The following is a 22,715-nucleotide window of genomic DNA, read 5'->3' on the forward strand; positions in this document are numbered from 1 at the left end:
TTCGTGGCTTGCGCCGCCTTGGGGCTCCAGAAAAACCTCGTTAGCTACGGCTCTTTCCTTCTGGAGGTGGCGGCTCCCTGAGGGGTGCCTTGCCCTAGAGGGCGCGCCTGCTAAACTGGGCCCCGTGGCCGGGGATGTGTTGGTGCGCCTGTCCGGGGTTAGGAAGAGCTTTGGCGGCGTGATGGCCCTGGATGGGGTGGACCTCGAGGTGCACCGGGGGGAGTTCTTCAGCCTCCTGGGCCCTTCGGGATGCGGCAAGACCACCCTTCTTAGGCTTCTCGCCGGGTTTGACACCCCGGATGCGGGAAGGATTGAGATCGCGGGCAAGGACATGGCCGGGGTGCCCCCCTACGACCGTCCGGTGAACACCGTCTTCCAGAACTACGCCCTCTTCCCCCACATGACCGTGGAGGGGAACGTGGCCTTTGGCCTGCGCATGAAGGGCCTCCCCGGGGGGGAGGTTCGCCGCAAGGTGGCCTGGGCCCTGGAGTTGGTGGACCTCCTGGGCCTGGAGAAACGCTACCCCCGGGAGCTTTCCGGCGGGCAGAGGCAACGGGTGGCCCTGGCCCGGGCCTTGGTGCTGGAGCCCCAGGTGCTCCTGTTGGACGAGCCCCTTTCCGCCCTGGACCTGAAGCTGCGCCAGGAGCTTAGGGTGGAGCTCATGCAGCTTCAGCGGAGGCTTGGCACCACCTTCATCTTCGTCACCCACGACCAGGAGGAGGCCCTGGTCATGTCCGACCGGATCGCGGTGATGCGCTCGGGAAGGATTGAGCAGGTGGGCCTGCCCGACGAGGTCTATGAGCGGCCTAAAAACCGCTTCGTGGCGGATTTCCTGGGCCGTTCCAACCTCCTCCCCGCCAGGCCCCATCCCATGGGGGCGGAGACCCCTTTGGGCCCCTTGCGGCTTCGGGAGCCCCTAGCCCGGGAGGCTTTACTGGTGATCCGGCCCGAGAAGATCCGCCTCTACCCTTTGGGGAACGGGGCCCCCGCGCGGGACAACCTGGTGCGGGCCAAGGTGGAGGAGATCGTCTACACGGGGGCGGAGAACCAGTACTACCTGCGGGCTGGGGAGGTGCGGCTTCTGGCCTACACGCTGAACCAGGACCTGCAGGAGCCTGGTGCCGAGGAGTTTGCCTATGGGGAGGAGGTGCTCTGCTACCTTCCCCCGGAAAACCTGGTGGTGCTCCATGAATGAGGCGGCTACCCCCTGGCAACGCGCCTTCCGGGTCCTGGTGACGGTGGGCCCCGGGGGGCTATGGTTGGTGCTCTTCGTGCTCCTCCCCACCCTTTTGGTCCTCCTGGCCTCCTTCCTCAGCCGGGGGCCTTATGGGGAGCTCACCGGGCCCTGGGGCTTCCACAACTACGCCAAGCTCCTTCGCCCCGTCTACCTCGAGGCCTTCGCCCAAAGCATTCTCGTGGGGGTTCTGGCCACCTTCTTCTCCGCCTTGCTGGGCTACCCCCTGGCCTTTTACATCGCCCGCCACCCGAGGCGGGATCTCCTCCTCTTCCTCCTTCTCCTTCCCTTCCTCACCAACTTCCTCATCCGGGTCTACGCCTGGCTTCTCCTCCTGCAACGGGAGGGCCCGGTGAACGCCCTCCTGGGGGCCCTTGGCCTCGGTCCTTTGGCCCTTTATCCCTCCTTCCTGGCGGTGCTCTTGGCCACGGTGTACACCTTCTTGCCCTTTTTTGTCCTGCCGGTGTACGCCAGCGTGGAGCGGCTGGACTGGCAGCTACTGGAGGCGGCCTACGACCTGGGGGCAAGGCCCGTTAAGGCCTTTTTGCATGCGGTCTTGCCCCAGACCTACCCCGGGCTTTTTGCGGGGAGCGTGCTGGTCTTCATCCCCGCCATGGGCACCTTCGTAGTGGCGGACCTCCTGGGGGCAGGGCGGGTGGTCTTGATTGGGAACCTAATCCAGCAGCAGTTTGGCATCACCCGGGACTGGCCTTTTGGGGCTGCGCTCAGCGTGTTCCTGATGGGGTTTGTGCTTCTTTCCCTTTACCTTTACGCCCGCTTGCAGGGGGAAAGGGGGCTAAAGGACCTGGTATGAGAAGGCTCCTTACCCTCCACGCCTTCCTGGTCTACCTCTTCCTCTACCTGCCCATCTTGGTGATCGTGGCCCTTTCCTTCAACGAAAGCCGCCGGGGGGTGCGCTTCACCGGGTTTACCCTGGATTGGTACCGGGCCCTTTTCCAGGACCCCCGGGTCCTGGAATACTTCCTGAATACCCTGGTGGTGGCCTTCGTCTCCACCCTGGTGGCCACCCTTTTGGGCACCCTTCTGGCGGTGGGGCTGGTGCGCTACCGCTTTCCCGGCAAGGGCTTCCTCTCCTACCTCCTCTACATCCCCGTGGTGGTGCCCGACGTGGTGATGGGGGTATCCCTCCTTCTCCTCTTCGCCGTGGCCCGGGAGGTTTTGGGGTTCCCCCGGCTCTCCCTCCTCACGGTGATCCTGGGGCACATCACCTTCCAGGTGGCCTTCGTGACCCTGGTGGTGCGCTCCAGGCTCCTCCTTCTGGACCCGGCCTTGGAGGAGGCCGCCCGCGACCTGGGGGCCCGGGGCTGGCAGACCTTCTTCCACGTGACCCTGCCCCTGGCCTGGCCGGGGGTGGCGGCGGGGGCCTTCCTGGCCCTCACCCTTTCCCTGGACGACTTCGTGGTCACCTTCTTCACCGCCGGCCCCGGGGCCACCACCTTGCCCCTTTACATCTATTCCAGCGTAAAGCTGGGGGTGAGCCCCAAGGTGCATGCCCTTTCCACCCTGATCATCGGCCTTAGCGCCTTTTTCCTGGCCTTGGGGTATGCTTTGGGCAGGAGGAGGGTATGAGGCGTTTCGCTATCCTTTTGCTGGCGATCCTTCTTTTGGGTTTGGGGGTCTTTTTCCTCAGGCCGAAGCAGGCCCCCGGGGCGGGGGAGACCCTGTACTTCCTGAACTGGGCCGATTACATCCCGGAGGACCTCATCCGGAAGTTTTCGGCGGAGACCGGGGCCAAGGTGGTCCTGGACACCTTTGAATCCCCCGAGGCCATGCTGGCCAAGCTGAAGGCGGGGGCGGACCGGGAGTTCTCCTTGGTGGTGGCTCCCGACTACTACGTGCTGCAGATGGCCCGGGAGGGGCTCATCGCCCCCTTGGAGAAGGAGAGGCTCGGGAACCTGGCCAACCTGGACCCCTTCTTCCTGGACCCTCCCTATGACCCCGGCCTCCGGTACTCCGTCCCCTACCTCTGGGGCACCACGGGCCTGGCCTACAGGGAGGACCTGGTGAAGGGGAGCGTGGACTCCTACGCGGTTCTCTTTGACCCCGCCCGGAGCGTGGGGCCCTTCCTCCTCCTGGACGAGATGCGGGAGACCATCGGGGCGGCCTTGAAGTACCTGGGCTACTCGGTGAACACCACGGACCCCGAGGCCTTGGAGAAGGCCAAGGGGCTTCTCCTCGAGGCCAAGCGCCGCTCCGTGGGCTTCGCCGGGGGGGTGGAGGCCCTAAACCGGATCCTGGGCGGGGATGCGGCGGTGGCCCTGGCCTACTCCGGGGATGTGCTCCAGGCCAGGCAGGAGGACGAAAGGCTCCGCTATGCGATCCCCAAGGAGGGCAGCACCCTTTGGACCGACGCCCTGGTGGTCCTCAAGCGGGGGCCCAGCCAGGATCTGGCCTACCGCTTTATCAACTTCTTGCTGGAACCGGAAAACGCCGCCGCCTTGGCGGAGTACACCCATTACGCCACCCCCGTGGCCAAGGCCCTTCCCCTTCTCCCCGAGGCCATGCGCCAGGACCCCACGGTCTTCCCCCCGGAGGAGGTGCGGCAGAAGCTGGAGTACCTCAAGGACCTGGGCCCGGACATCGCCCTCTATGACCGGGTCTGGACCGAGGTAAAGGCCCGCTAAACGCGGGTTGCGGGAGGCGGGGCTATACTGGGCCCATGAAGGCCAAGGTCCTTTTCTTCCTCCTGGGCCTGGTCCTAGGGGGGCTCGGGACGGCGGCCCAGGGGGTGGAGGGCCTCTGGTCCCGCTACTGCGCCCAGTGCCACGGCCCCCGGGCCCAGGGGGTGCGGCCCTACCCGGGCCTGCAGGGGGCGGTGCCCCTCTTCGCCACCCCCGAGGGGCGGCGCTACCTGGTCCTGGTGGTCCTCTACGGCAAAAAGGGGGAGGGGGAGGCGGGGCTCATGCCCGGCTTCGCCCAGCTCAAGGACGAGGAGCTTGCCGCCCTTCTGAACCACCTAAAGGCCCTGCTCCAGGTGAAGGGGGATCCCTTCACCCCGGAGGAGGTGCGCAAGGGGCGAGGCTTGAACCTCACCCCGGATGCGGTGAAGCGGCCGGAGGGGCCTTAAGTACCCCGTGGTGGCCCAAGCCACCACGGGGTACCGACTCGTCACGCTTCGGGGTCTTGGAGCACCGCCCCCTGGTCCGCCTGCGCCACCAAAGCGGCGTAGCGGGCGAAGAGGCCGTGGCGGAACGCCGGGGGACGGGGTTGCCAGCGTTCCTGCCGCTTCCGCAGCTCCTCCTCGGGGAGGAGCACCTCCAAAAGCCGGTTTTCCACGTCGATCCGCACCCGGTCCCCCTCCTCCAGGAGGGCGATGGGCCCGCCCACGAAGGCCTCGGGGGCGATGTGGCCGATCATGAGCCCCCGGGTGCCCCCGGAGAAGCGGCCGTCGGTGAGGAGGGCCACCTCCGGGCCCAGGCCTTCCCCCACCAGGGCGCTGGTGACGGAGAGCATCTCGGGCATGCCGGGTGCCCCCTTGGGCCCCACGTAGCGGATGACCAGCACATCCCCCGGGCGGATCCCTCCCCCGAGGACCTTTTCCATGGCCGCCTCCTCCGAGTCAAAAACCCGGGCGGGGCCCTCAAAGAAGGTGCGCTCGGTGCCGGCGAGCTTGAGCACGGCCCCCCTGGGGGCGAGGTTCCCCTTGAGCACCACCAGGCCCCCGTGGGGCTTCAGGGCCTGTTCCACCGGGAAGACCACCTGCTGGCCCTCCCTTTCCCGGTAGGCCCTTTCCACCTCCTCGGCCAGGGTCCTGCCGGTGAGGGTGCGCTCGTCCCCGTGGAGGAGGCCCGCCTCCAGGAGCCTCTTGAAGACCAAGGCGGTCCCCCCGGCCTCGTAGAGCTCAAAGGCGGTGTAGGTGCCCCAGGGCCTGAGGTCGGCGATGACCGGGGTCTTGCGGGAGACCTGGTCAAAGTCGTCCAGGCTGAGCTCCACCCCCGCTTCTTTGGCCAGGGCCAGGAGGTGGAGCACGGCGTTGGTGCTTCCCCCGGTGGCGGCCACGGCGGCGATGGCGTTGAGGAAGCTCCTGCGGGTGAGGAAGTCCCTGGGCTTCCAGTCCCGGGCGATGGCCTCGGCCAGAATGCGGCCCGCCTCCCGGGTGGCCCTCGGCTTCTCGGGGTGCACGGCGGGGATGGCGTTGTAACCCACGGGGGAGAGGCCCAGGGCCTCGAGGGCCATGGCCATGGTGTTGGCGGTGTACTGGCCGCCGCAGGCCCCGGGGCCGGGGATGGCCCGGCGCTCGATCTCCAAAAGCTCCTCCTCGGTGATCTTCCCCGCCGCCCTCTGCCCCACCGCCTCAAACACGGAAACGATGGTGAGCTTCCGCCCCTGCCACTCCCCGGGGGCGATGGTGCCCCCGTAGAGGACCATGCCCGGTACCCCGCTCCGGATCACCCCCATGGCCCCGCCGGGGATGGTCTTGTCGCAGGCGGAGAGGGCCACCATCCCGTCGTAGAGGTAGCCCTGGGCGATGAGCTCCACGCTGTCGGCGATCACCTCGCGGCTCACCAGGCTCGCCCGCATCCCAGGAGTACCCATGCTGATGCCGTCGGAGATGGCGGGGGCCCCGAACTCAAAGGGGAAGACCCCGGCCTCCTTGAGCCCCGCCTTCACGTCCAGGGCCAGCTGGCGGAGGTGGAAGTTGCAGGGCATCCCGTCGGTGAAGGTGTTCACCACCCCCACGAAGGGCCTCTGGAAGTCCTCGTCCCCTACCCCCACCGCCCGGAGCATGGCCCGGGCGGGGGCCTGCTGCAAGCCTTTTTTGATACGGTCCGATCTCATGCGTCCCTCCAGGTGGCGATCCTGCCATGAAACTGCCGGGCCCTGGGCAGAAGGCGCACCAGGGCCTGGGCCGCCTCCTTGGGGTTTAGGAGGCGGCCTTCCTCCTTGTAGCCGCGAAAAACCCGATGGAGCACCGGGGCGGCGCTTCCTTGGGCCTCCCGGGCCTGGCGCTGCATCTCGGTTTCCACCACCCCGGGGCGGTAGATGAAGCAGGCCACCTCGGGCACCTCCGCGGCCAGCTGCCGGGCCAGGTGCTCCTCCGCCGCCTTGGCCACCGCATAGGCCCCGATCCCGGGGAGGTTGCTTTCCGCCGCTCCGGAGCCCACGTACACCGCCACCCCTTCCCCCTTTTTCCGGAGAAGGGGGTAGGCGTAGCGGGCCAGCTGGTAGCCGGCCAGGAGGTTGGCCTCGAGGACCTCCAGGAAGAGGGGCTCGGCCAGCTCGTAGACCAAGGGCCCCGGGTGCAACACCCCGGCGTTGTGGATGTAACCGTAAAACCCCCCCAAGGCCTCCGCCTTTTGCACCAGCCCCTCAGCCACCTGGGCCTGCCCGGCGCTTCCCGCCACCCATTCCGCCCTAACCCCCAGGGCGCGCACCGCCTCGCCCACCTCCCGTAGCGCCCCTTCCGAGCGGGCGTTCAGCACCAGGTCGTAGCCCGCCTTAGCCAGCTCCAGGGCCAAGGCCCGGCCGATGCCGCGGCTGGCCCCGGTGAGGATCAGGGTCTTTCTCATAAGAGCTCCCCCAAGGGGATGGCGATCCCCATAAAGGTTACGGTGTCCTCAGGGCCTAGGGTCCGCACCTCCCGGTACCCCTCCCCCGCGGGCTCCCGGTGGACCCAAAGGCGCCTTCCCGGAAGGTCCGCCACCCAGACCTCGGGCACCCCGCCCTTGGCGTAAAGGGGCACCTTCACCCCCAGGTCGTAGGCCAAAGAGGTTTCCGCCACCTCCACCACCAAAAGGGCGTCCTTCCCCTCCGGTAGCCCTTCCTCGTAGAAGTCGGGCCGGGGCGGCAGCAGGGCGAGATCGGGGTAGAGCTCCGACTTTCCCACCACCAGGGGGCTTTGCACAAAGAGGATGGCCTTTTCCGGAACCAAGGGGGCGAGGAGGGCGGTGAGCCTGGCCACCTTGGCCGCGTGACGCTTGCCGATAGGGCTCATCTCCAGGAGTTCTCCTTCCACCAGTTCCAGCCTCAGGTCCTCGGGGAAGACCCCGGCCTCCACCATGCGGTGGAACTCGTCCAGGGAGATCCGGTGGCGGGTCACGGCAGGACCTCCTTCACCGGGATTTTGAGCCCCAGCACCTCCAGTTCGTCCTCCTCGAGGGTTTGCCGTTCGCCGTAGCCTCCCCCAGCGGGTTTGCGGAAGACGTGCACCCGGTCCCGCACCAGGTCCACCACCCAGACCTCGGGCACCCCGGCCTGGGCGTAAAGGGGCACCTTGACGTTCAGGTCGTAGTCCAGGGAGGTTTCCCCCACCTCCACCACCAAGAGGGCGTCTTGGGCCTCGGGGAGCCGGTCCCGGTAGGCGGTCCTGGGGGGGCGGAGGAGGGCCAGGTCCGGGTAGACCTCCGTGTCCGGGGGCAGGACCAGGGGGTTTTGCACGGAAAGGACCGCCCGCCCCCGAAGGGGGGAGAGGAGGTCCACCAAGGTGTTGAGGACGTAGGCGTGGCGTTTTCCGATGGGGCTCATCTCTAGAATCTCTCCTCGCACAAGCTCCACCCGGGCATCCTCGGGGAGGATGCCGGCTTCGGCCATGCGGTGGAACTCCTCGGCGGTAAAGCGGTGGCGGAGCATTTTCCCTATTTTAGCCGGCGGAGCACCTCCTGGGTGAAGGCCTCCGTCCCCGCGCTTCCCCCCAGGTCCGGCGGGGGGGTTTCCAGGAGGGCCTGGGCCACGGCCTCCTCCACCCTCCTTGCCAGCTCCACCAGGCCAAAGGCGTGCTCCAGCATCATGGCGGCGGAGAGGATGGCGGCGGTGGGGTTGGCGATGCCCTTGCCGGCGATGTCCGGGGCGGAGCCGTGCACCGGCTCAAAGACCGGGGTGCCCCGCCCCAAGGAGGCGGAGGGGAGAAGCCCCAGGGAGCCGGGAAGCACCGAGGCCAGGTCGGAGAGGATGTCCCCGAAGATGTTCCCCGTCACCACCACGTCAAAGCGGGCGGGGTTCCTCACCAGGTGCATGGCCATGGCGTCCACGTACTGGTGCTCCAAGGCCACATCGGGATAGCCCTGGCCCACCTCCTCCACCGTCTTCCGCCAGAACTCCCCCACCTCGAGGACGTTGGCCTTGTCCACGCTGGTGAGGTGCCTCCTGCGCTTTCTTGCGGCCTCAAAGGCCACCTTGGCCACCCGCTCCACCTCCGGCTTGCTGTAGCGCTCCGTGTTCCAGGCCTCGGCCTCGGACATGCCCCTGGGCTCCCCGAAGTAGATGCCCCCGGTGAGCTCCCGGACGATGAGCACGTCCACCCCCCGGGCCACCTCCTCCTTTAGGGGGGAAAGCCTCTCCAGCCCGGGGAAGACCTTGGCCGGGCGCAGGTTGGCGAAGAGGTCCTGGCTCTTCCTCAGGGCCAGGAGCCCCGTTTCCGGGCGGATCCTACGGGGAAGGTGGTCCCACCTGGGCCCCCCCACGCTCCCCAGGAGGACGGCCTCCGCCGCCTCCACCCCCTTCCGGGTCGCCTCAGGAAAGGGTTCCCCATGGGCGTCAATGGCGGCCCCGCCAAAGGGGTAAACCTGGTAACTCAGGCCCAGGCCATGGGCCTCGTCCAGGGCCTTTAGGACCTTTAGGGCCGCCTCCGTCACCTCGGGGCCGATCCCGTCCCCCGGAAGCACCGCCACCCTCATTCCGACCTCCTGGGGTAGGGGAGCTTGCGGTCAAACTCGTCCAGAAGGCTTCCCGCTTCCAAAAGCTCCCCAATGGGGTCCCAAAGCCCCTGCGTCAGCGCCTCCCGCGCCGCCTCCGGCAGGGCAAGGGGGGCCACCCGTCCGCCAAAGCGCACCTCCTTCGCCAGGAGGTCCACCTCCACCTCCAGGGAAGGGTCGGCCTCCACCGCCTGGAAGAGGGCCCTTAGGTCTTCCGGGGCCAAGGTCACGCAGGGCAGGCCGATGGCGGTGGCGTTGCCGAAGAAGATCTCCGCGAAGCTCTCCCCGATGATGGCCTTGAACCCGGCGCGCTTGATGGCCTGGGGGGCGTGCTCGCGGCTAGAGCCGGAGCCAAACCCCGCCTCCACCAGGAGGAGGCTAGCCCCCTGGTACCGGGGGTCGTTCAGGGGGTGGGGCTTGGGGTTGCCCTTTTCGTCAAAGCGCTCGTCGTAGAAGAGGTACTGGCCCAGGCCCTCAAAGGTGAGGACCTTCATGAAGCGGGCGGGGATGATGCGGTCCGTGTCAATGTCCTCGCCCCTGAGGGGCACCGCCCGGCCACGGATGACGGTGAACTTCTCCAGCATGCTTTACCTCCCGATGCCAAACACCTCGCGGGCGTCCGCGATCTCGCCCGCCACCGCCGCCGCCGCCACCATGAGGGGGCTCATGAGGACCGTGCGCCCCCTGGGGCTTCCCATGCGCCCCTTGTAGTTGCGGTTGGAGGAGCTGGCGGCCAGCTCGTCCCCCTGGAGGCGGTCCGGGTTCATGGCCAGGCACATGGAGCACCCCGGGTTCCGCCACTCAAACCCCGCCTCGCGGAAGACCTCGGCGATGCCCTCCTCCTCGGCCTTCTTGGCCACCCACTCCGAGCCCGGCACCACCAGGGCCCTCACCCCCTTCTTCACCTTGTGCCCCTTGAGGAAGCGGGCCACCTCGCGCAGGTCCGAAAGCCGGGCGTTGGTGCAGCTGCCGATGAAGGCCACCTGGATGGGCACCCCCTTGATGGGCTGCCCGGGCCTCAGGCCCATGTAGGCCAAGGCCTCCTCGGCCAGGGGGCGTTCCTCCTCGGGAAGCTCCTCCAGGAGGGGGACCCTGCCGTCAATGGGCACCGCCTGCCCGGGGTTGATGCCCCAGGTGACCGTGGGGGGGATCTCCTCGGCGCGGAAGGTGACCACGTCGTCGTAAGGGGCATCGGGGTCGGAGGCGAAGCTCCGCCAGCGCCTTTTGGCCTCCTCCCACTCCGCCCCCTTGGGGCTAAAGGGGCGGCCCTCGAGGTAGGCGAAGGTGGTCTCGTCGGGGTTCACGTAGCCGATGCGGGCCCCGCCCTCAATGGACATGTTGCAAAGGGTCATGCGGCTTTCCATGTCCATGGCCTCCACCGCGCTTCCCCCATACTCGTAGGCGTAGCCCAGGCCCCCCTTCACCCCCAGGTGGCGGATGATGTGCAGGATCACGTCCTTGGCGTAAACCCCAGGGGAGAGCTTCCCTTCCACGTTGATGCGCCGCACCTTGAGCTTCTGGGCCGCCAGGGTTTGGGTGGCCAGCACGTCCCGCACCTGGCTGGTGCCGATGCCGAAGGCCACCGCTCCGAAGGCCCCGTGGGTGGAGGTGTGGGAGTCCCCGCAGGCGATGGTCATCCCCGGCTGGGTCAGGCCCAGCTGGGGCCCGATCACGTGCACGATGCCCTGGTTCCCGCTTCCCAGGTCAAAGAAGGTGATCCCGTGCTCCTTGGTGTTTTGCCGGAGGGCCTCCAGCATGCTTTGGGCCAAGGGGTCCTGGAAGGGCTCGGTGCGGTCGTGGGTGGGGACGATGTGGTCCACGGTGGCGAAGGTGCGGTGGGGGTAGCGCACCTTAAGCCCCAGGTCCCTGAGCATCCCGAAGGCCTGGGGGCTCGTGACCTCGTGCAGGAGGTGCAGGTCAATGAAAAGCTGGCTTTGGCCGCTTCGCAGCTTCCTCACCTCGTGGGCCTCCCATACCTTCTCGTAAAGCGTTTTTCCCATGCTCCCTCCCTTTACAAAAATCCCCCGGGTTCTGGGCCCGGGGGAAAGCAACAGGGCTTCCCTAAGCCGGGCCCGCCCGGCCTAGGTCTAGCAGGAAGCCCCGCCGCATTGCCCTATAGCCTAAGCCTCCCCTGCCTCAGGGTCAAGGGCTTGGCGCTAGGGCTTGACGAGAAGAAGGGCCTTCCGTACAATGACCCTTGCGTCTGCCGGGGTGGCGGAATTGGTAGACGCGCACGATTCAGGGTCGTGTGTCCTCGCGGACGTGCGGGTTCAAGTCCCGCCCCCGGCACCAAAGGGCCCCCGGAAGGGGGCCTTAGGCTTTTGCTACACTGAGGCCCATGACGCGGGTTCTCTCCGGCATCCAGCCCTCGGGGGAGATCCACATCGGCAACTACCTGGGGGCCATCAAGCAGTGGGTGGAGCTGGGGGAGAGGCTGGGGCGGGAGGCCTTCTTCTGCATCGTGGACTACCACGCCCTCACCAACCCCCTGGCCTACGACCCCCAGACCTTGGCCCGGCGTACCTTTGAGGCCGCCTTGGTGAACATGGCCGCGGGGCTCAACCCCGAGAAGGTCACCCTCTTCGTCCAGTCCCACGTGCCCGAGCACACGGAGCTCGCCTGGGTCTTCACCACCCTCACCCCCTTGGGGGACCTCACCCGCATGACCCAGTTCAAGGACAAGGCCGCGAAGCAGGAGGCGGTCTGGTCGGGCCTCCTCATGTACCCCGTGTTGCAGGCGGCGGACATCCTCATCTACAAGGCGGACACCGTGCCCGTGGGGGAGGACCAGGTGCAGCACATTGAGCTCACCCGGGAGATCGCCAGGCGCTTCAACGCCCTCTTTGGGGAGACCTTCCCCGAGCCCAAGGCCCTCCTGAACCCCGAGGCCCCCCGGGTGCCGGGCATAGACGGCAAGGCCAAGATGAGCAAATCCCTGGGGAACACCATCGGCCTCCTGGAGGACGAGGGGAGCATCTGGGAGAAGATCCGCCACCTGCCCGACGACCCCCAGCGCATCCGCCTCTCCGACCCCGGGGACCCGGGGCGCACCGTGGTCTTCACCTACCTCTCCTACTTCGCCCCCAAGGAGCTGGTGGAGGTCTTGAAGGAGGAGTACCGGAAGGCGGGGGTGGGGACCTTGGTGGTGAAGCGGATCCTCTTTGAGGAGATGATGAAGGTCCTAAGGCCCATCCGCCAGCGGGCGGAGGAGCTCAAGAAGGACCCCGACTACGTGATGGACGCCCTCCTGGAAGGGGCCAGGCGGGCCCGGGCGGTGGCGGCGGCCACCATGGAGGAGGTGCGGGAGAAGGTGGGGCTCCTTCTCCCCAGCAAGCGCCCGGTGCTTCGGTGATCCGGCTGGAGTTTCCCGGGTTTTCCGGGACCCCGGAGGAGCTCCGGGAGGCCCTGAGGCGGGGAAGGCTTTCCCCCCGGGGGCTTCCCCTTCTCCTCATCGTGGAGCAGGCCCTTGGCCAGGTGCCCGAGGACCTCAGGGCCCGGGCGGAGCTTCTTCCCCTTTTGGCCGAGCTTTTGGTGCTGAAGCTTTCCCCGGAGAAGGCCCTTACCCCCAAGGAGGAGGGGGAGGAGGCCCCCATCGTGCGGGTGCTGGTGGACCTCTCCGAGACCGTGGCCTTCCTGGAGGAGCGCCTTAGGCGGCGGAGCCGGCTCCTTCCCGTGGCCCCGCCCCCGGTGCCCCGGCCTGCCTTGCGCCTTCCCCCCAAGGCCCTGAAGGAGGTGGCCCAGTCCTTCCGCAAGGCGGTGCTGGCCTTGCCCCAGGAGGCCTTTGGCCTGCGGGAGGCCTGGGAGCGGCTGAAGGGCCTCCTTAGGGGGCGGGTGGCCTTCCACCGCCTACCCTTACGGGGCTGGGGGGAGCAGGCGGTGGGCTTCGCGGCGCTTTTGGAGGCCCACCGGCTGGGCCTGGTGCGCCTCGAGCAGGAGGAGGCCTTCGGCCCCTTGTGGGTGGAGGCGGAAGGGGCGGTGGAGGAGCGGCGTCTTGCTTAGCAGAGCAGGTGGTCTCTGGCGAAGACCCTCACCCCGAGCGGCCCTCCCTGGTGGTGCGCCTGCCCTTGGGGGCCCTTTACGAGGGCGTGGGGCTTGCCTAGGTGGAGCTGCTACGCCTCCACCTGACCCCTGAGGAGGACGCCCCGCTGCGGGAACGGAAGACCTACTCCCTGGTGCCCCAAGCGTGCCTGTGGGGAAGCCCTCATCTGACCCCGGTGGAGACGGCGTGGCGACGGGTGGAGGGGTGGCCCTTGCCGCGGCGGGGCTAGGGGGGTGTGGCGGAGTTATGGGGGGCGTTGCGGGAGTTGGGGGAGCCTTTGGGGAGGGATGGGGAAAGTCTATGCGCGGGCACTTAAGCCTCCTGCTCTAAAACAAGGGACAGGGGTTATCCCCTGTCCCCGAACGCCGGTGCTTACTGAGAGGACTATTGTCCTCCGCCGGAGCTACCTTCTCCGCCGGAGCTACCTTCTCCGCCGGAGCTACCTTCTCCGCCGGAGCTACCTCCTCCGCTTCCGATGGTTTGGTTATTACCAGCAGCTCCTGACCAGGTTACCGTCACGTTCTGAGTAGAGGCGTCGAAGCTTACAGAGCACGCGGTAATCGTAGCAGGCTTAGACCCTGTAGAGTAGCTGCCGGCCGAGTAACCCGCTGCTTGGTTACAATCAGTTGGGATGCTGGTGACGTTAGGGTTTTCCGCAATGTAGGCGTTAGCTACCTTGTAAACGTTTTGGGCATAAGCCTGCTCCGCTCGTATTTGGGCGCTCCGCCGGGCCTGGAGCAGGTTGGGCACCAGCACCGCCGCCAGGATGCCGATGATGGCGATGACGATCAGAAGCTCAATCAGGGTAAAGCCTTTTGCGTTCCGCATACTTCCTTCTCCTTAAGGGTTTCCGCGCCTTTATGGATTGCGCGGCCATGAGTGCCTATTGCCGTTTTGCCTCCCTTTGCCTTACCGCCTTCTTACCGCCTTTTTAACCCCGCTCTCACCTCCCCTTGGTTTCCATTCTTAGGGCCTCCCTTGGCCCCCGTCAACCCCCCCTTTTGGGGGGGTCATCCTTAGGATGGCAGGGGGGTGTGAAAGGGGTGTGAAAAGGGGAGCCGGGCCCTGGGCCTTCAACGCCGCTCGTAGGAGAGCACCTGGAAGACGGGCTTTCCCCCCTTGAGGCTCGGCAAAAGCACCGGACGGTTTTCCTGGGGGATGCGGATGTAGACCACCTCCGCCTTTTGCCCGGCGTTGCAGCTCGTTTGGTTCCCGGCGCTGGTGGTGCAGAACTCGTTGCTGATCACCGAGCCGAAGAGGACGTTGTCCTTCACCACCCGGAAGGTTCTCCCTGCGTACACCGGGGCCATGACGTATTGCCCCCGCTGGTAGATATTCCCCTCCGCCACCAGGCCCAGGGTGTGGGAGGGGAAGAGGCCGTGGGAGGTGTTGGGCAACAGGTTGCCGTTCAGGTTTAGGTTGCCCCCTTGCCCGTTTTTGGCCAGCACCGCCAAGGTGGCGGACCTTTTCCCCCCTGAGGAGGCCTTGTACTCCGTTGGCTTGTCGAAGACCACATTCAGGCCTTCCAGGACCACATCCCCGTAAAGCTCCAACACCCCTTGCCCACCGGCGTAGGTGTACCTAAAGCCGCCCCTGGTCCCGTCAAGGCGGGTGAAGGTGCAGTCTAGCCCATTGGTGCTGAGGGTCAGGGTTCCGGAAGTCATGGCGGCCAGGCAGGAGGGGTTGAGGGTGGCCTCTAGGGGCTGGAGGAGGGTCACCGTGTTCCCTATGCGCTGGATGCGCAAGGCGGCTTTGGCCTGCAGGCACTGCCGCCAGGTGGGGTAGGCGCCGCAGGCCTCCGAGTCCAGCTTGGCGTCCAGGGTGGGGAAGGGCGGGGGGTCGGAGAGGTCAAAGGGCCCCATGGTCTCGGTGCAGACCCCCTTGTTGTTCTGGCAAACGTCCACGTTTTGGCCGGTGATGTCCTGGCTGCCCCGGCCCACGAAGACCCCTTTTACCTTGTTTCCGGGCTTCCCGATCGTGACGCTCCCTCCCACGGAGACCTTCCCGTACTGCACCCGCAGGCTGGCGCAGAGGTCATCCACCTTACGGTAGCTCTCCTCCACCCAAGAGGCGATGTTGCCGTATTCTTGCGTGTCGTATAGGTTGTAGTCGTTGTACAGGGAGAAGTCGCCAGTGCCACTTATCACGTAATCGTCAGGTTTGTTGCGGTCGCCCACGATGTAAATCCCCCCCCGGATGGTGGCACTGCCGTTCAGCCACTTGTTGGATTGGCCGGTGCCGGCAAAGATGGCCTGCTCCAGGTAGTCGGTGTTGCTGAGGCGGAAGGTGGCCTGCACCGTGGCCCGGGCGCCACTGCTCCTTCCTTGGGAGACCAAGGTGAAGAGTTGCCCATCCTGGGCGTCTTTAATCAGGGTGACGGTGTAGCTCCCAATGGGCCTACCGTCGGCGTCCAGCACGCTTTCCCCGTCCGCCAGGACCAGCTGGTTGTTGGTGAAGCGGATTAGGGTTCCGCTCCTTCCTAGGTCAATGCCCTCCACCAGGGAGGAGTAGCAACCCGCCCCGCCTCCCCTTCGGATCTCTTCCTCCCTCCAGATGTAGTACTGGAACAAGGCGGCCTTGTACTTCTGCAGGCCCGCCTCGGCGGCGTAGAAGGCCTGGACGGAGGTGGTGTCGTTGCGGGTGACCCAAAGTTCTATCTGGGTGCGGAAGAAGGTCCCAAAGACCAAAAGGCTGATGAGGACCATCAGGGCCAGGGTGGCCACCAGGGCAATACCTTTCGCGCGCATGCTTCCTCCTTACTGGGGCAGGGGCTTGAGGTTGGGCATCAGGACCTCTTGCCGAAGGGCGTAGCACCCCCGGTTTGCGGGGCAGGTGAGGGTCTCTCCCGAGAGGGTGGTGAGGGTTGCGGGCCCGGCCGCCCTCATGGGGGTTAGGGAGTACCCCACCACCTCCACCAGGGCGGAGCGGGGGTAGGCGTCCGGGCCGCAGTCCGGGGTATCCCTGGTCTCCCCGTGGCTGCACAGGTAGCGGATGTCCAGGGCCAGGATGCCCTCGGCCAGGGGCTGGAAGGAGGCCTCAGGCTGGGTGCACTCGTCGCCGGAGGTGGGGGTGGCGTTCACGTCGCTGCGCTCCAGGGTATCCCCCTGGAAGCGGTAGTCCACCCGGCGGCAGGCCTGGGTTGGTGCCCGCAGGCTGGTGACGTAGTAAAGGCTCACGCTGTCCTTGGCCCCCCCGTCCGTGCCCCGGAGCACCTGGCCTGCCGGGAGGACGAAGGCCCGGTTGGCGGTCCCGCTGTTCCAGTACCGGGCGCCGGCCATCTGCAGGTCCCCCGAGACCACCTGCATCACCATCCGCACCCGGTCTTGCAGCTCGCTTCGGGCCTGGGTTTCCCGGGCAAGGGCGGCGTTGCTGGTGAAGTACCGGACGGCAACGCCAAGGACCGTCACCAGAAGGGCTAGGGCCACCAAGGCCTCCACCAGGGTGAAACCGGTGCGCTTCATGGTCTACCACCTCTTGGCGGCGGGCAGGGGGCGGGCTTGTCCTGGGTGGGGGAAGGGTAGACGTCGTAGCAGGTCACCCGGCGGCCGATGGTGACCCGGGGGCCACGCTCGTGGGCCGCGGTGACCACCAGGGTGACCACCCCTTCGCCCAGGACGCCGCTTTCGCCAAGGATGCGCCACCTTACGGCCACGTTCCCTTGGGTCTCCTCCCCTTGGCAGTTCACCGGGCGCAGGAAGCTGGGGTTTCCTTCCCTAAGGGCCTGGGGAGGGGCTACCCGGGTGGGGCAGGAGTAGAAGTAATCCACGAAGTAGAAGCTCCGCCCGCTTTGGGGGTCGTCGATGTAGGGGTTGGGAGGGGTGAGGACCTCGCTTTTCAACACCTCGGCGGATTGGGCTTCCAAAACCCGCACCGCCGCCGCCTTGGCGTCGGTGGCGTAGCGGCTTTGGGCGGAGGCCCTGAGGTTGGAAACCTGGCTCATGAGCAAGGCGCCAAAGGCTATGCCAATGACGGCCAGCGCGATCAGGACTTCTATGAGGGTGAGCCCTTGTCTTTTCATCGGACCTCCGCCCTCCCTTGCGGGGAAATGCGCACGGTTTTGCTGTAGGTGCCCTGCCGGTCGCTCAGGGTCACCGCGGTTTCCGCAAACTCCTTGGGGATGCCCCGGGTGTCAAAGAGGAAGGGGTTGGCCCCCTGGACTTGGGTTAGCCTCACCCGGCCCCAGTCCCCCTGGCCAAAGGCCACGGTTTGCAGCACCGCGTCGGGGGCGCCGTCCCGGTTCGTGTCCACGAAGACCTCGTATTGGCCTGCGCCCTGGGCGCTGAAGCGGAGGCCGACGAACTCGTTGCGGCGGATGGCCTCGAGGCGGGCCCGGGTCACCTGGGCCGCCAAGGACTGGGCCGCCTGGTTCACCGCCTGGCGGCTTGGGTTAAGGAGGCCGGCGCTCAAGGTGAGCGCCACCCCCAAGACCGCCAGGAGCAGGATGAGCTCAATCAGGGAAAGGCCTTGGCGCCACCTCACGCCTTTAGGCTAGCCCCCGATGGGGCCGGGGGCATCCCCCAAATGGGGGGGGGTTACTCCAGGCGGGCCCGGCCCTGCTGGCTCACCACCACCTTGCGGGTGGCAGGGCCCGAGCTAAGGGCGATGGTGCCGGTGATGGGCTTGGCGGGAAGGCCCCTGGGGTCGAAGAGAAGCGGCATGTTGCCCAAGGCGCTTTGGCCCGGGTCCAGCCGCACCCGGGCCCAGTCGCCCTCCCCAAAGCGCACCCGCTGCACCTCCTCGCCGGGATCGTAAGCCCGGTTGCCGTTTCTGTCCAGAAAGACGGCGTACCCGCCTGCCCCCTCCGTGAAGACCTGGAGCCCGGCGAAGGCGTTGTGCCGGATGGCCTCCAGCCGGGCCCGGGTCACCTGGGCCGCCAGGGAGCGGGCGGCGGCGTCCAGGGCCAGGCGATTCGGGGAGAGGAGGGGAAGGCCAAGCCCCAGGAGCACCCCCAAAACCCCCAGGACCACCAGAAGCTCCAACAGGCTAAGGCCTTTCCTACGCATGGGCCCGCCACCAGCTTAGCGCTTTTTTCCAGGCCCCCTGGCTTAGGGGGTATGATGGGCCCATGCGCGAGGTCTACATCGTTTCCGCGGTGCGCACCCCCATCGGCCGCTTCGGGGGGGTGCTGAAGGACGTGAGCCCGGTGGAGCTTGGGGCCCATGCCATGCGGGCCGCCCTGGAGCGGGCCGGGGTGGAGGGGAAGGACCTGGACCTATACGTGTTTGGGAACGTGCTCCGGGCGGGGCACGGGCAGCTCCTTCCCCGCCAGGCGGCCCTAAGGGCGGGCATCCCCAAGGAGGTGGATGGGTACCAGGTGGATATGGTCTGCGCCTCGGGGATGATGGCGGTGATGAACGCCGTCCAGTTCCTGCGCACGGGGGAGGCCCAGCTGGTGCTGGCCGGGGGGATGGAGTCCATGAGCCAGGCGGGCTTCTACCTCTCCCACCGGGCCAGGTGGGGGTACAAGTTCCTCATGGGGGCCCCGGAGGGGCTGCAGGACATCCTCCTTAGGGATGGCCTTTCCGATCCCTTCACGGGCGAGGCCATGGGGGAGCAGGCGGAAAGGCTCGCCCAGGACTATGGGGTGGGCCGGGAGGAGGTGGACGAGGCCGCCTACCTTTCCCACCGGAGGGCGGCGGAGGCCACGGAGAAGGGCCTCTTTGCCCAGGAGATGGCCCCCATGGAGCTTCCCGGGAAGAAGGGGCCGGTGGTGGTGGACCGGGACGAGGGCATCCGCCCCGAGACCACCTTGGAGTCCCTGGCGGCCCTGAAGCCCGCCTTCAGGAAGGACGGCATCCTCACCGCGGGCAACGCCAGCCAGATCTCCGACGGGGCGGCGGCGCTTCTTTTGGCCTCGGAGGAGGCGGTGCGGGCCCATGGCCTGAAGCCCATCGCCCGGGTCCTGGGGGGGGCCTGGGCCGCGGGGGAGCCCTGGCGCTTCCCCGAGGCCCCCATCCCGGCGGTGAAGCGCCTGCTGGACCGGCTGGGGATGGGGATTGGCGACTTCGGCCTCTTTGAGAACAACGAGGCCTTCGCCCTCAACAACGTCCTCTTCCACCGCCTTCTGGGGGTGCCCTACGAGAGGCTCAACGTCTTCGGGGGGGCGGTGGCCCTGGGCCACCCCATCGGGGCCAGCGGGGCCAGGATCCTGGTCACCCTGCTGAACGCCCTGAGGCATAAGGGGGAGGAGAGGGGCCTCGCCGCCATCTGCCACGGGACCGGCGGGTCCACGGCCTTTGGGGTGGAGATGGTCTAAGTGTCCATCTCCTCTAGGATCTTTTCCAAGCGGAAGAGGAGGTGGGGGAGGTCCTGTTCCACGATGGCTCCCACCACCTCCATGTCCACGTCAAAGTATTCGTGGACGAAGCGGTTCCGGGTGTCGGCGATTTCCCGCCAGGGAACGTCGGGGTAGCGTTCTTTGAGCTCTTGGGAGAGGCCCCTGGCGGCCTCCCCTAGGATTTCCAGGAGGCGCACCACGGCCAAGGCGGTGGTGTCCTCTGGGGGGAGGGAGGCCAGGTTCTTTCCTTGCCCCAGCTCTAGGGCCCTTCGCGCCGCGTCCCGCATGTGCAGGAGCCGGACCCTGTCCGTAATCCTAGGCCGCCTCATAAAGGGGACGGGCCTCCTTTAGGGCCTCCTCGCGGAAGTAGCGGCTGAGGCTCTTTGGGGTGTGGAGGTCCACCCGCCTCCCGAACAGGCGGGAGAGCTCCTCCTGGAGGCGCACGAAGCCTAGGCCCGGGGTCCTTCCGGGGAAGAACTCCACCAAGAGGTCCAGGTCGCTTGCCTCCGAAGCCTCTCCCCGGGCGAAGGAGCCGAAGAGAAGGAGCCTGCGCACGCCGTAGCGCTGGCAAAGCTCCTGGAGGCGTTGCCGATCGGGAGTGGGCAGGGAAGGGTTCACCTCTTCCATCTTACCCCGAGGGCTTGCTGGGGGCGTGTCCCTAGACCAGGCCGTCCAGCTCAAAGGCCTCGAGGCGGAACTCCTCCAAGGCCACCTGGAAGGCCCCTTGGGCGGCCAGGAAGCGGGCCGCCTGCCTAAGGGTTTCCTCCACCCAGGCGGGGTCGTTGCCCAAAAGGCTTAGGCCCACCACCTCAAAGCCCCAGGCGTCCAGGCCGTGGAGGCGGGCGGCGCTCACGGGGAAGCGGGCCTTCACCCTTTCCAGGGCCGGCTTGATGAGGGCCCGCTTCTCCTTAAGGCTCCGGGCTGGGAGCTCCAGCCGGGCGGTGTAGAGGCCCAGGTAGGCTTTCATGGCAGAAACGCCGGGCGGCGTCAAGAACAGTTTGCGCTGGGGCCTTGCCTTGGCGCAACCAAGGGCCCCCCTCGGGGCGCTTAGAACATGGGCCCGATGCGGAAGTGGAGCCTTCCCGTGGGGCTTTCCGGGCTGAAGGCGTAGTCCAGCCGCAAGGAGGGGAGGAGGGCCCCGAAGAGGTCCAGGTCCAGCTGGAAGCCGAGGCCGGCCCCCCACTTCACCCCGCCGGTGTTGTCAGCGATCCCCAGGTCAGCGAAGAGGATGCCGTAGAGGTTGGTCCCCCCCTGGGGGGAGAGGTTGAAGTTGTAGCGGTACTCCAAGCTCCCCGTGGCGAAGGAAAGCCCCCCGTACTTGCGGTCCTCGTAACCCCTTAGGAGGAAGGCCTCGGCCCCGCCCCCGGAGAGGAAGAAGCGCTCGCTCTCTGGTGGGAAGCCCAGCAGGGTGCCCGCGGAGAGGCGGAAGGCCAGGGCCTGGCGTTTTTCCCCGTCCAAGGGGGCGTAGGTCTTGCCCGTGGCCACCACCGGCACGAAGAAGCTCCGGCCTCCCGTGTCGGGGAGGGAGAGGCCCAAGCCGGTGCTCAGGCCCGCCTCGTACCCCTGGGTGCGGAAGCGGGGGTTGTCCACCTGGGTGTAGGTGAGGCCGGTGTCCAGCCTCAGGGTCCAGCCGGGGGTGGGGAGGAGGCCTTGGGCCAGGGTGGGGTTCTTGTACCCGGTGCCGTCGCAATACTTGGGGTCGCTGGGACCGGCGGCGGGGTCGCAAGGGGCGTTGGGGTCATGGACCTCGAGGGCATACGCGGACCGCCTGGCGGAAAGCCCCAGGGATAGCCGCAGGTTCTCCAGGTCCTGGGAGAAGGGGCGGGAGAGGGTGAAGCTCCCCCCGGTGCGCCTTTCCGTGTACTCCCAGCCGGTGTCGGTGCTCCCGTCCAAAAGCTTGTTGTTGCCAAGGGGGGTGGAGAAGAGGCTAAGGGAGAGGCTGGTGCGCACTTCCTTCAGGTCCAGGTAGTCCACGTAGAGCCAGGGGATGGCGTAGCTCACCGAGAGGGAGAGGTTGTCCCTGGCGTCGTTTTGCACGAAGGCCAGGTCCACCCCCACCTGGTGGGCCAGGCCGAAGAGGTTGGTCTCCTTGAAGGAGACGCTGCCCGACCAGCCCTCCAGGGAGCTCCAGCCGAGGGCGGGCTGGAAAAGCCCGGTGCGGGCCTCCTTGAGCCTGAGGACCACCACCACCTGGTCCTCCCTCTCCCCGGGGGCCAGGCCCACCTGGGGCGGCTCTGCGAGAAGCCCCGTGGCCATGAGGCGGGCGATGCCCTGGCGCAGGGCCTGGACGCTGAAGAGGCTTCCCGGCTTGGGGAGCTCCCGCAGGATCACCTCCTCCTGGGTGCGGTGCTCCCCCTGCCACTCCAGGCGGTAGCCCCCGATCTTGAGCTCCACCACCTCCAGGCGGAAGACCCCCTCCTGGAAGCCAAAGCGCACGTCAGCCACCTCCAGGCCCTTCTCCCCGTAGTAGCCCGCGAGGCGCCGGGCGTCCTCCTGGGCCAGGAGGGGGGTGTAGACCTCCCCGGGCTTGAGCCGGAGAAGGCCCAGGAGGGTTTCCGCCGGGAAGGCGGTGGCCCCGCGGAGCTCCACCCGCTCGATCACCCCCCCTTCCGGGCCCAGCTGGAGCTGGACCACCACCCCTTCCCCCTCGGGGGTGAGGTTGAAGTTGACCACCCGGGAAAGTTTCCGGGAAAGGGCCTGCACCCCCTCCAGAAGGAGGTCGTAGCGCAGGTGGTCCCCGGGCTTCAGGGGGAAGCCCGTGAGGTCCAGGCCCTCTCCCTCCAGGCGCACCACCTTAAGCTCCCGCACCGCCACGGTGAGGATGCCCCCATCCAGGCGGCTACCCTGGGGGTCGGGGCCGCTATAGCGGTAGCCGGCCCTCTCGTAGCGGGCGGCGAGGCCCCTTAGGGCCTCCTGGTACTTGGCGAAGTCAAAGGGGCCATTCAGGGGCTCCAGGTCCTTGAGGAGCTCGGCCTCGGAAAGCAGGCTAACCCCCACAAGGCGCACCTCCTTCACCTCCGGGCTCTCCTCCACCCGGAAGGTGAGGAGCATCTTGCCCGCCTGCTCCTTGGCCTCCACCTCCACCTTGGGGACGAAGGGGAAGCCGTTTTGCCGGTAGGCCTCGGCCAAGGCCTTGGCCGCCTCCCCCGCCCGGATGGGGTTGTAGGTGGCCTCTGGGCCGATGGCGAAGTTCTCCAGGAAGCGCAAAAGGGCCTCCTGGGGGAAGGCCTTCCCCTCCACCCGCACCTGGCCGATGGGGGGGTAGGGGGTGAGGAGGACCTTGAGGAGATCCCCTTCCAGGCGCACCTCCACCTGCTGGAAGTAGCCGGTGGCCAGGATGGCCTTCCGGGCCTCCTCCAGGTTCCCCGGCTCATCCCCTGCGCCAAAGGGCAAGGCGGCCCGGGCCAAGGCCTGCAGCACAGGGTCGCCCCCTTCCACCACCACCTGGCGGATGGGGGCGGCCAGGGCCAAGAGGCCCAGGAACCCCAGGGCAAAAAGCCGTTTCATGGCGCA

Annotated in this window: 25 protein-coding genes and 1 tRNA gene; 9 read left to right on the forward strand and 17 right to left on the reverse strand. The window is 67.4% G+C overall.

The window, feature by feature from the left end:
- The first annotated feature begins 124 nt into the window (after positions 1-124).
- From BS74_RS03800 to BS74_RS03820, 5 genes are read left to right on the forward strand one after another with little or no spacing between them, the layout of a single operon-like run.
- A complete protein-coding gene (locus tag BS74_RS03800) occupies positions 125-1,195 on the forward strand; it encodes an ABC transporter ATP-binding protein (protein WP_038056217.1) in 1,071 nt (356 codons plus the stop codon).
- On the forward strand, positions 1,188-2,048 hold the full coding sequence (locus tag BS74_RS03805) for an ABC transporter permease (protein ID WP_038056219.1): 861 nt from the start codon (positions 1,188-1,190) through the stop codon (positions 2,046-2,048). The genes BS74_RS03800 and BS74_RS03805 overlap by 8 nt, the downstream gene beginning before the upstream one ends.
- On the forward strand, positions 2,045-2,824 hold the full coding sequence (locus tag BS74_RS03810) for an ABC transporter permease (RefSeq protein WP_038056221.1): 780 nt from the start codon (positions 2,045-2,047) through the stop codon (positions 2,822-2,824). The genes BS74_RS03805 and BS74_RS03810 overlap by 4 nt, the downstream gene beginning before the upstream one ends.
- Complete coding sequence (locus BS74_RS03815) at positions 2,821-3,879, forward strand: polyamine ABC transporter substrate-binding protein (RefSeq protein ID WP_038056223.1); 1,059 nt, start codon at positions 2,821-2,823, stop codon at positions 3,877-3,879. Before BS74_RS03810 ends, BS74_RS03815 begins: the two co-directional genes overlap by 4 nt.
- 35 nt (positions 3,880-3,914) lie before the next feature.
- Positions 3,915-4,322, forward strand: a complete 408-nt coding sequence (locus BS74_RS03820; protein ID WP_038056225.1) for a c-type cytochrome — start codon at positions 3,915-3,917, stop codon at positions 4,320-4,322.
- A 41-nt stretch (positions 4,323-4,363) separates the two neighbouring features.
- Here the strand turns inward: BS74_RS03820 and ilvD are convergent, their stop codons facing one another.
- From ilvD to leuC, 7 genes are read right to left on the reverse strand one after another with little or no spacing between them, the layout of a single operon-like run.
- Positions 4,364-6,034: a dihydroxy-acid dehydratase gene (gene ilvD, locus BS74_RS03825; protein ID WP_038056228.1), complete on the reverse strand. Its 1,671-nt coding sequence runs from the start codon at positions 6,032-6,034 to the stop codon at positions 4,364-4,366.
- The gene (locus tag BS74_RS03830) at positions 6,031-6,765 is read right to left on the reverse strand and encodes an SDR family NAD(P)-dependent oxidoreductase (RefSeq protein WP_038056230.1); all 735 of its coding nucleotides are present in this window, start codon (positions 6,763-6,765) and stop codon (positions 6,031-6,033) included. The genes ilvD and BS74_RS03830 overlap by 4 nt, the downstream gene beginning before the upstream one ends.
- A complete protein-coding gene (locus BS74_RS03835; RefSeq protein ID WP_038056232.1) occupies positions 6,762-7,295 on the reverse strand; it encodes a Uma2 family endonuclease in 534 nt (177 codons plus the stop codon). The genes BS74_RS03830 and BS74_RS03835 overlap by 4 nt, the downstream gene beginning before the upstream one ends.
- On the reverse strand, positions 7,292-7,825 hold the full coding sequence (locus tag BS74_RS03840) for a Uma2 family endonuclease (RefSeq protein ID WP_038056234.1): 534 nt from the start codon (positions 7,823-7,825) through the stop codon (positions 7,292-7,294). Before BS74_RS03840 ends, BS74_RS03835 begins: the two co-directional genes overlap by 4 nt.
- A gap of 5 nt (positions 7,826-7,830) precedes the next feature.
- Positions 7,831-8,868: a 3-isopropylmalate dehydrogenase gene (gene leuB, locus BS74_RS03845; protein WP_038056236.1), complete on the reverse strand. Its 1,038-nt coding sequence runs from the start codon at positions 8,866-8,868 to the stop codon at positions 7,831-7,833.
- Positions 8,865-9,470 (reverse strand): 3-isopropylmalate dehydratase small subunit, encoded by a 606-nt coding sequence (gene leuD / locus BS74_RS03850; protein ID WP_038056238.1) that lies wholly within the window; start codon positions 9,468-9,470, stop codon positions 8,865-8,867. The genes leuB and leuD overlap by 4 nt, the downstream gene beginning before the upstream one ends.
- A gap of 3 nt (positions 9,471-9,473) precedes the next feature.
- On the reverse strand, positions 9,474-10,886 hold the full coding sequence (leuC, locus tag BS74_RS03855) for a 3-isopropylmalate dehydratase large subunit (protein ID WP_038056240.1): 1,413 nt from the start codon (positions 10,884-10,886) through the stop codon (positions 9,474-9,476).
- A gap of 205 nt (positions 10,887-11,091) precedes the next feature.
- Here leuC and BS74_RS03860 point away from each other — a divergent pair.
- The 3 genes from BS74_RS03860 to BS74_RS03870 all read left to right on the forward strand — a co-directional run bounded on the left by BS74_RS03860 (position 11,092) and on the right by BS74_RS03870 (position 12,885).
- Positions 11,092-11,178: transfer RNA gene (locus tag BS74_RS03860), tRNA-Leu, on the forward strand.
- Between the two features lie 46 nt (positions 11,179-11,224).
- Entirely contained in the window at positions 11,225-12,238 is a 1,014-nt protein-coding gene (trpS, locus tag BS74_RS03865; protein WP_038056242.1) for a tryptophan--tRNA ligase, read from the forward strand.
- Positions 12,235-12,885 (forward strand): chromosome segregation protein ScpA, encoded by a 651-nt coding sequence (locus BS74_RS03870; protein WP_038056244.1) that lies wholly within the window; start codon positions 12,235-12,237, stop codon positions 12,883-12,885. The genes trpS and BS74_RS03870 overlap by 4 nt, the downstream gene beginning before the upstream one ends.
- A gap of 424 nt (positions 12,886-13,309) precedes the next feature.
- Here BS74_RS03870 and BS74_RS12045 read toward each other — a convergent pair whose 3' ends face one another.
- From BS74_RS12045 to BS74_RS03900, 6 genes are all read right to left on the reverse strand, one after another.
- Positions 13,310-13,753, reverse strand: coding sequence for a type II secretion system protein (locus BS74_RS12045; RefSeq protein ID WP_081914551.1), 444 nt, complete (start codon positions 13,751-13,753; stop codon positions 13,310-13,312).
- A gap of 245 nt (positions 13,754-13,998) precedes the next feature.
- On the reverse strand, positions 13,999-15,672 hold the full coding sequence (locus BS74_RS03880; RefSeq protein ID WP_038056246.1) for a pilus assembly PilX N-terminal domain-containing protein: 1,674 nt from the start codon (positions 15,670-15,672) through the stop codon (positions 13,999-14,001).
- 9 nt (positions 15,673-15,681) lie between these two features.
- Positions 15,682-16,386, reverse strand: coding sequence for a PilW family protein (locus BS74_RS12945; protein WP_038056248.1), 705 nt, complete (start codon positions 16,384-16,386; stop codon positions 15,682-15,684).
- Positions 16,383-16,943 carry a type IV pilus modification PilV family protein gene (locus BS74_RS03890; RefSeq protein ID WP_038056250.1) on the reverse strand — a complete coding sequence of 187 codons (561 nt, stop codon included), beginning with the start codon at positions 16,941-16,943 and terminating at the stop codon, positions 16,383-16,385. Before BS74_RS03890 ends, BS74_RS12945 begins: the two co-directional genes overlap by 4 nt.
- Positions 16,940-17,404: a GspH/FimT family protein gene (locus tag BS74_RS03895; protein ID WP_038056252.1), complete on the reverse strand. Its 465-nt coding sequence runs from the start codon at positions 17,402-17,404 to the stop codon at positions 16,940-16,942. Before BS74_RS03895 ends, BS74_RS03890 begins: the two co-directional genes overlap by 4 nt.
- A 53-nt stretch (positions 17,405-17,457) precedes the next feature.
- Complete coding sequence (locus BS74_RS03900; RefSeq protein WP_038056254.1) at positions 17,458-17,928, reverse strand: GspH/FimT family protein; 471 nt, start codon at positions 17,926-17,928, stop codon at positions 17,458-17,460.
- A gap of 62 nt (positions 17,929-17,990) precedes the next feature.
- Here BS74_RS03900 and BS74_RS03905 point away from each other — a divergent pair, with 62 nt between their 5' ends.
- Positions 17,991-19,181, forward strand: coding sequence for a thiolase family protein (locus BS74_RS03905; protein ID WP_038056256.1), 1,191 nt, complete (start codon positions 17,991-17,993; stop codon positions 19,179-19,181).
- Here BS74_RS03905 and BS74_RS03910 read toward each other — a convergent pair.
- The 4 genes from BS74_RS03910 to BS74_RS03925 all read right to left on the reverse strand — a co-directional run bounded on the left by BS74_RS03910 (position 19,178) and on the right by BS74_RS03925 (position 22,709).
- Positions 19,178-19,531, reverse strand: a complete 354-nt coding sequence (locus BS74_RS03910) for a HepT-like ribonuclease domain-containing protein (RefSeq protein WP_038056258.1) — start codon at positions 19,529-19,531, stop codon at positions 19,178-19,180. The two genes, BS74_RS03905 and BS74_RS03910, sit on opposite strands and share 4 nt — an antisense overlap.
- The gene (locus BS74_RS03915; RefSeq protein WP_038056260.1) at positions 19,518-19,829 is read right to left on the reverse strand and encodes a nucleotidyltransferase family protein; all 312 of its coding nucleotides are present in this window, start codon (positions 19,827-19,829) and stop codon (positions 19,518-19,520) included. Before BS74_RS03915 ends, BS74_RS03910 begins: the two co-directional genes overlap by 14 nt.
- Positions 19,830-19,860: 31 nt before the next feature.
- The gene (locus tag BS74_RS03920; protein WP_038056262.1) at positions 19,861-20,169 is read right to left on the reverse strand and encodes a DUF503 domain-containing protein; all 309 of its coding nucleotides are present in this window, start codon (positions 20,167-20,169) and stop codon (positions 19,861-19,863) included.
- Positions 20,170-20,249: 80 nt separating this feature from the next.
- Positions 20,250-22,709 carry a BamA/OMP85 family outer membrane protein gene (locus tag BS74_RS03925; protein WP_038056264.1) on the reverse strand — a complete coding sequence of 820 codons (2,460 nt, stop codon included), beginning with the start codon at positions 22,707-22,709 and terminating at the stop codon, positions 20,250-20,252.
- Positions 22,710-22,715 lie beyond the last annotated feature (6 nt).

The organism is Thermus amyloliquefaciens (assembly GCF_000744885.1).
GTDB classification, from domain to species: Bacteria; Deinococcota; Deinococci; order Deinococcales; family Thermaceae; genus Thermus; species Thermus amyloliquefaciens.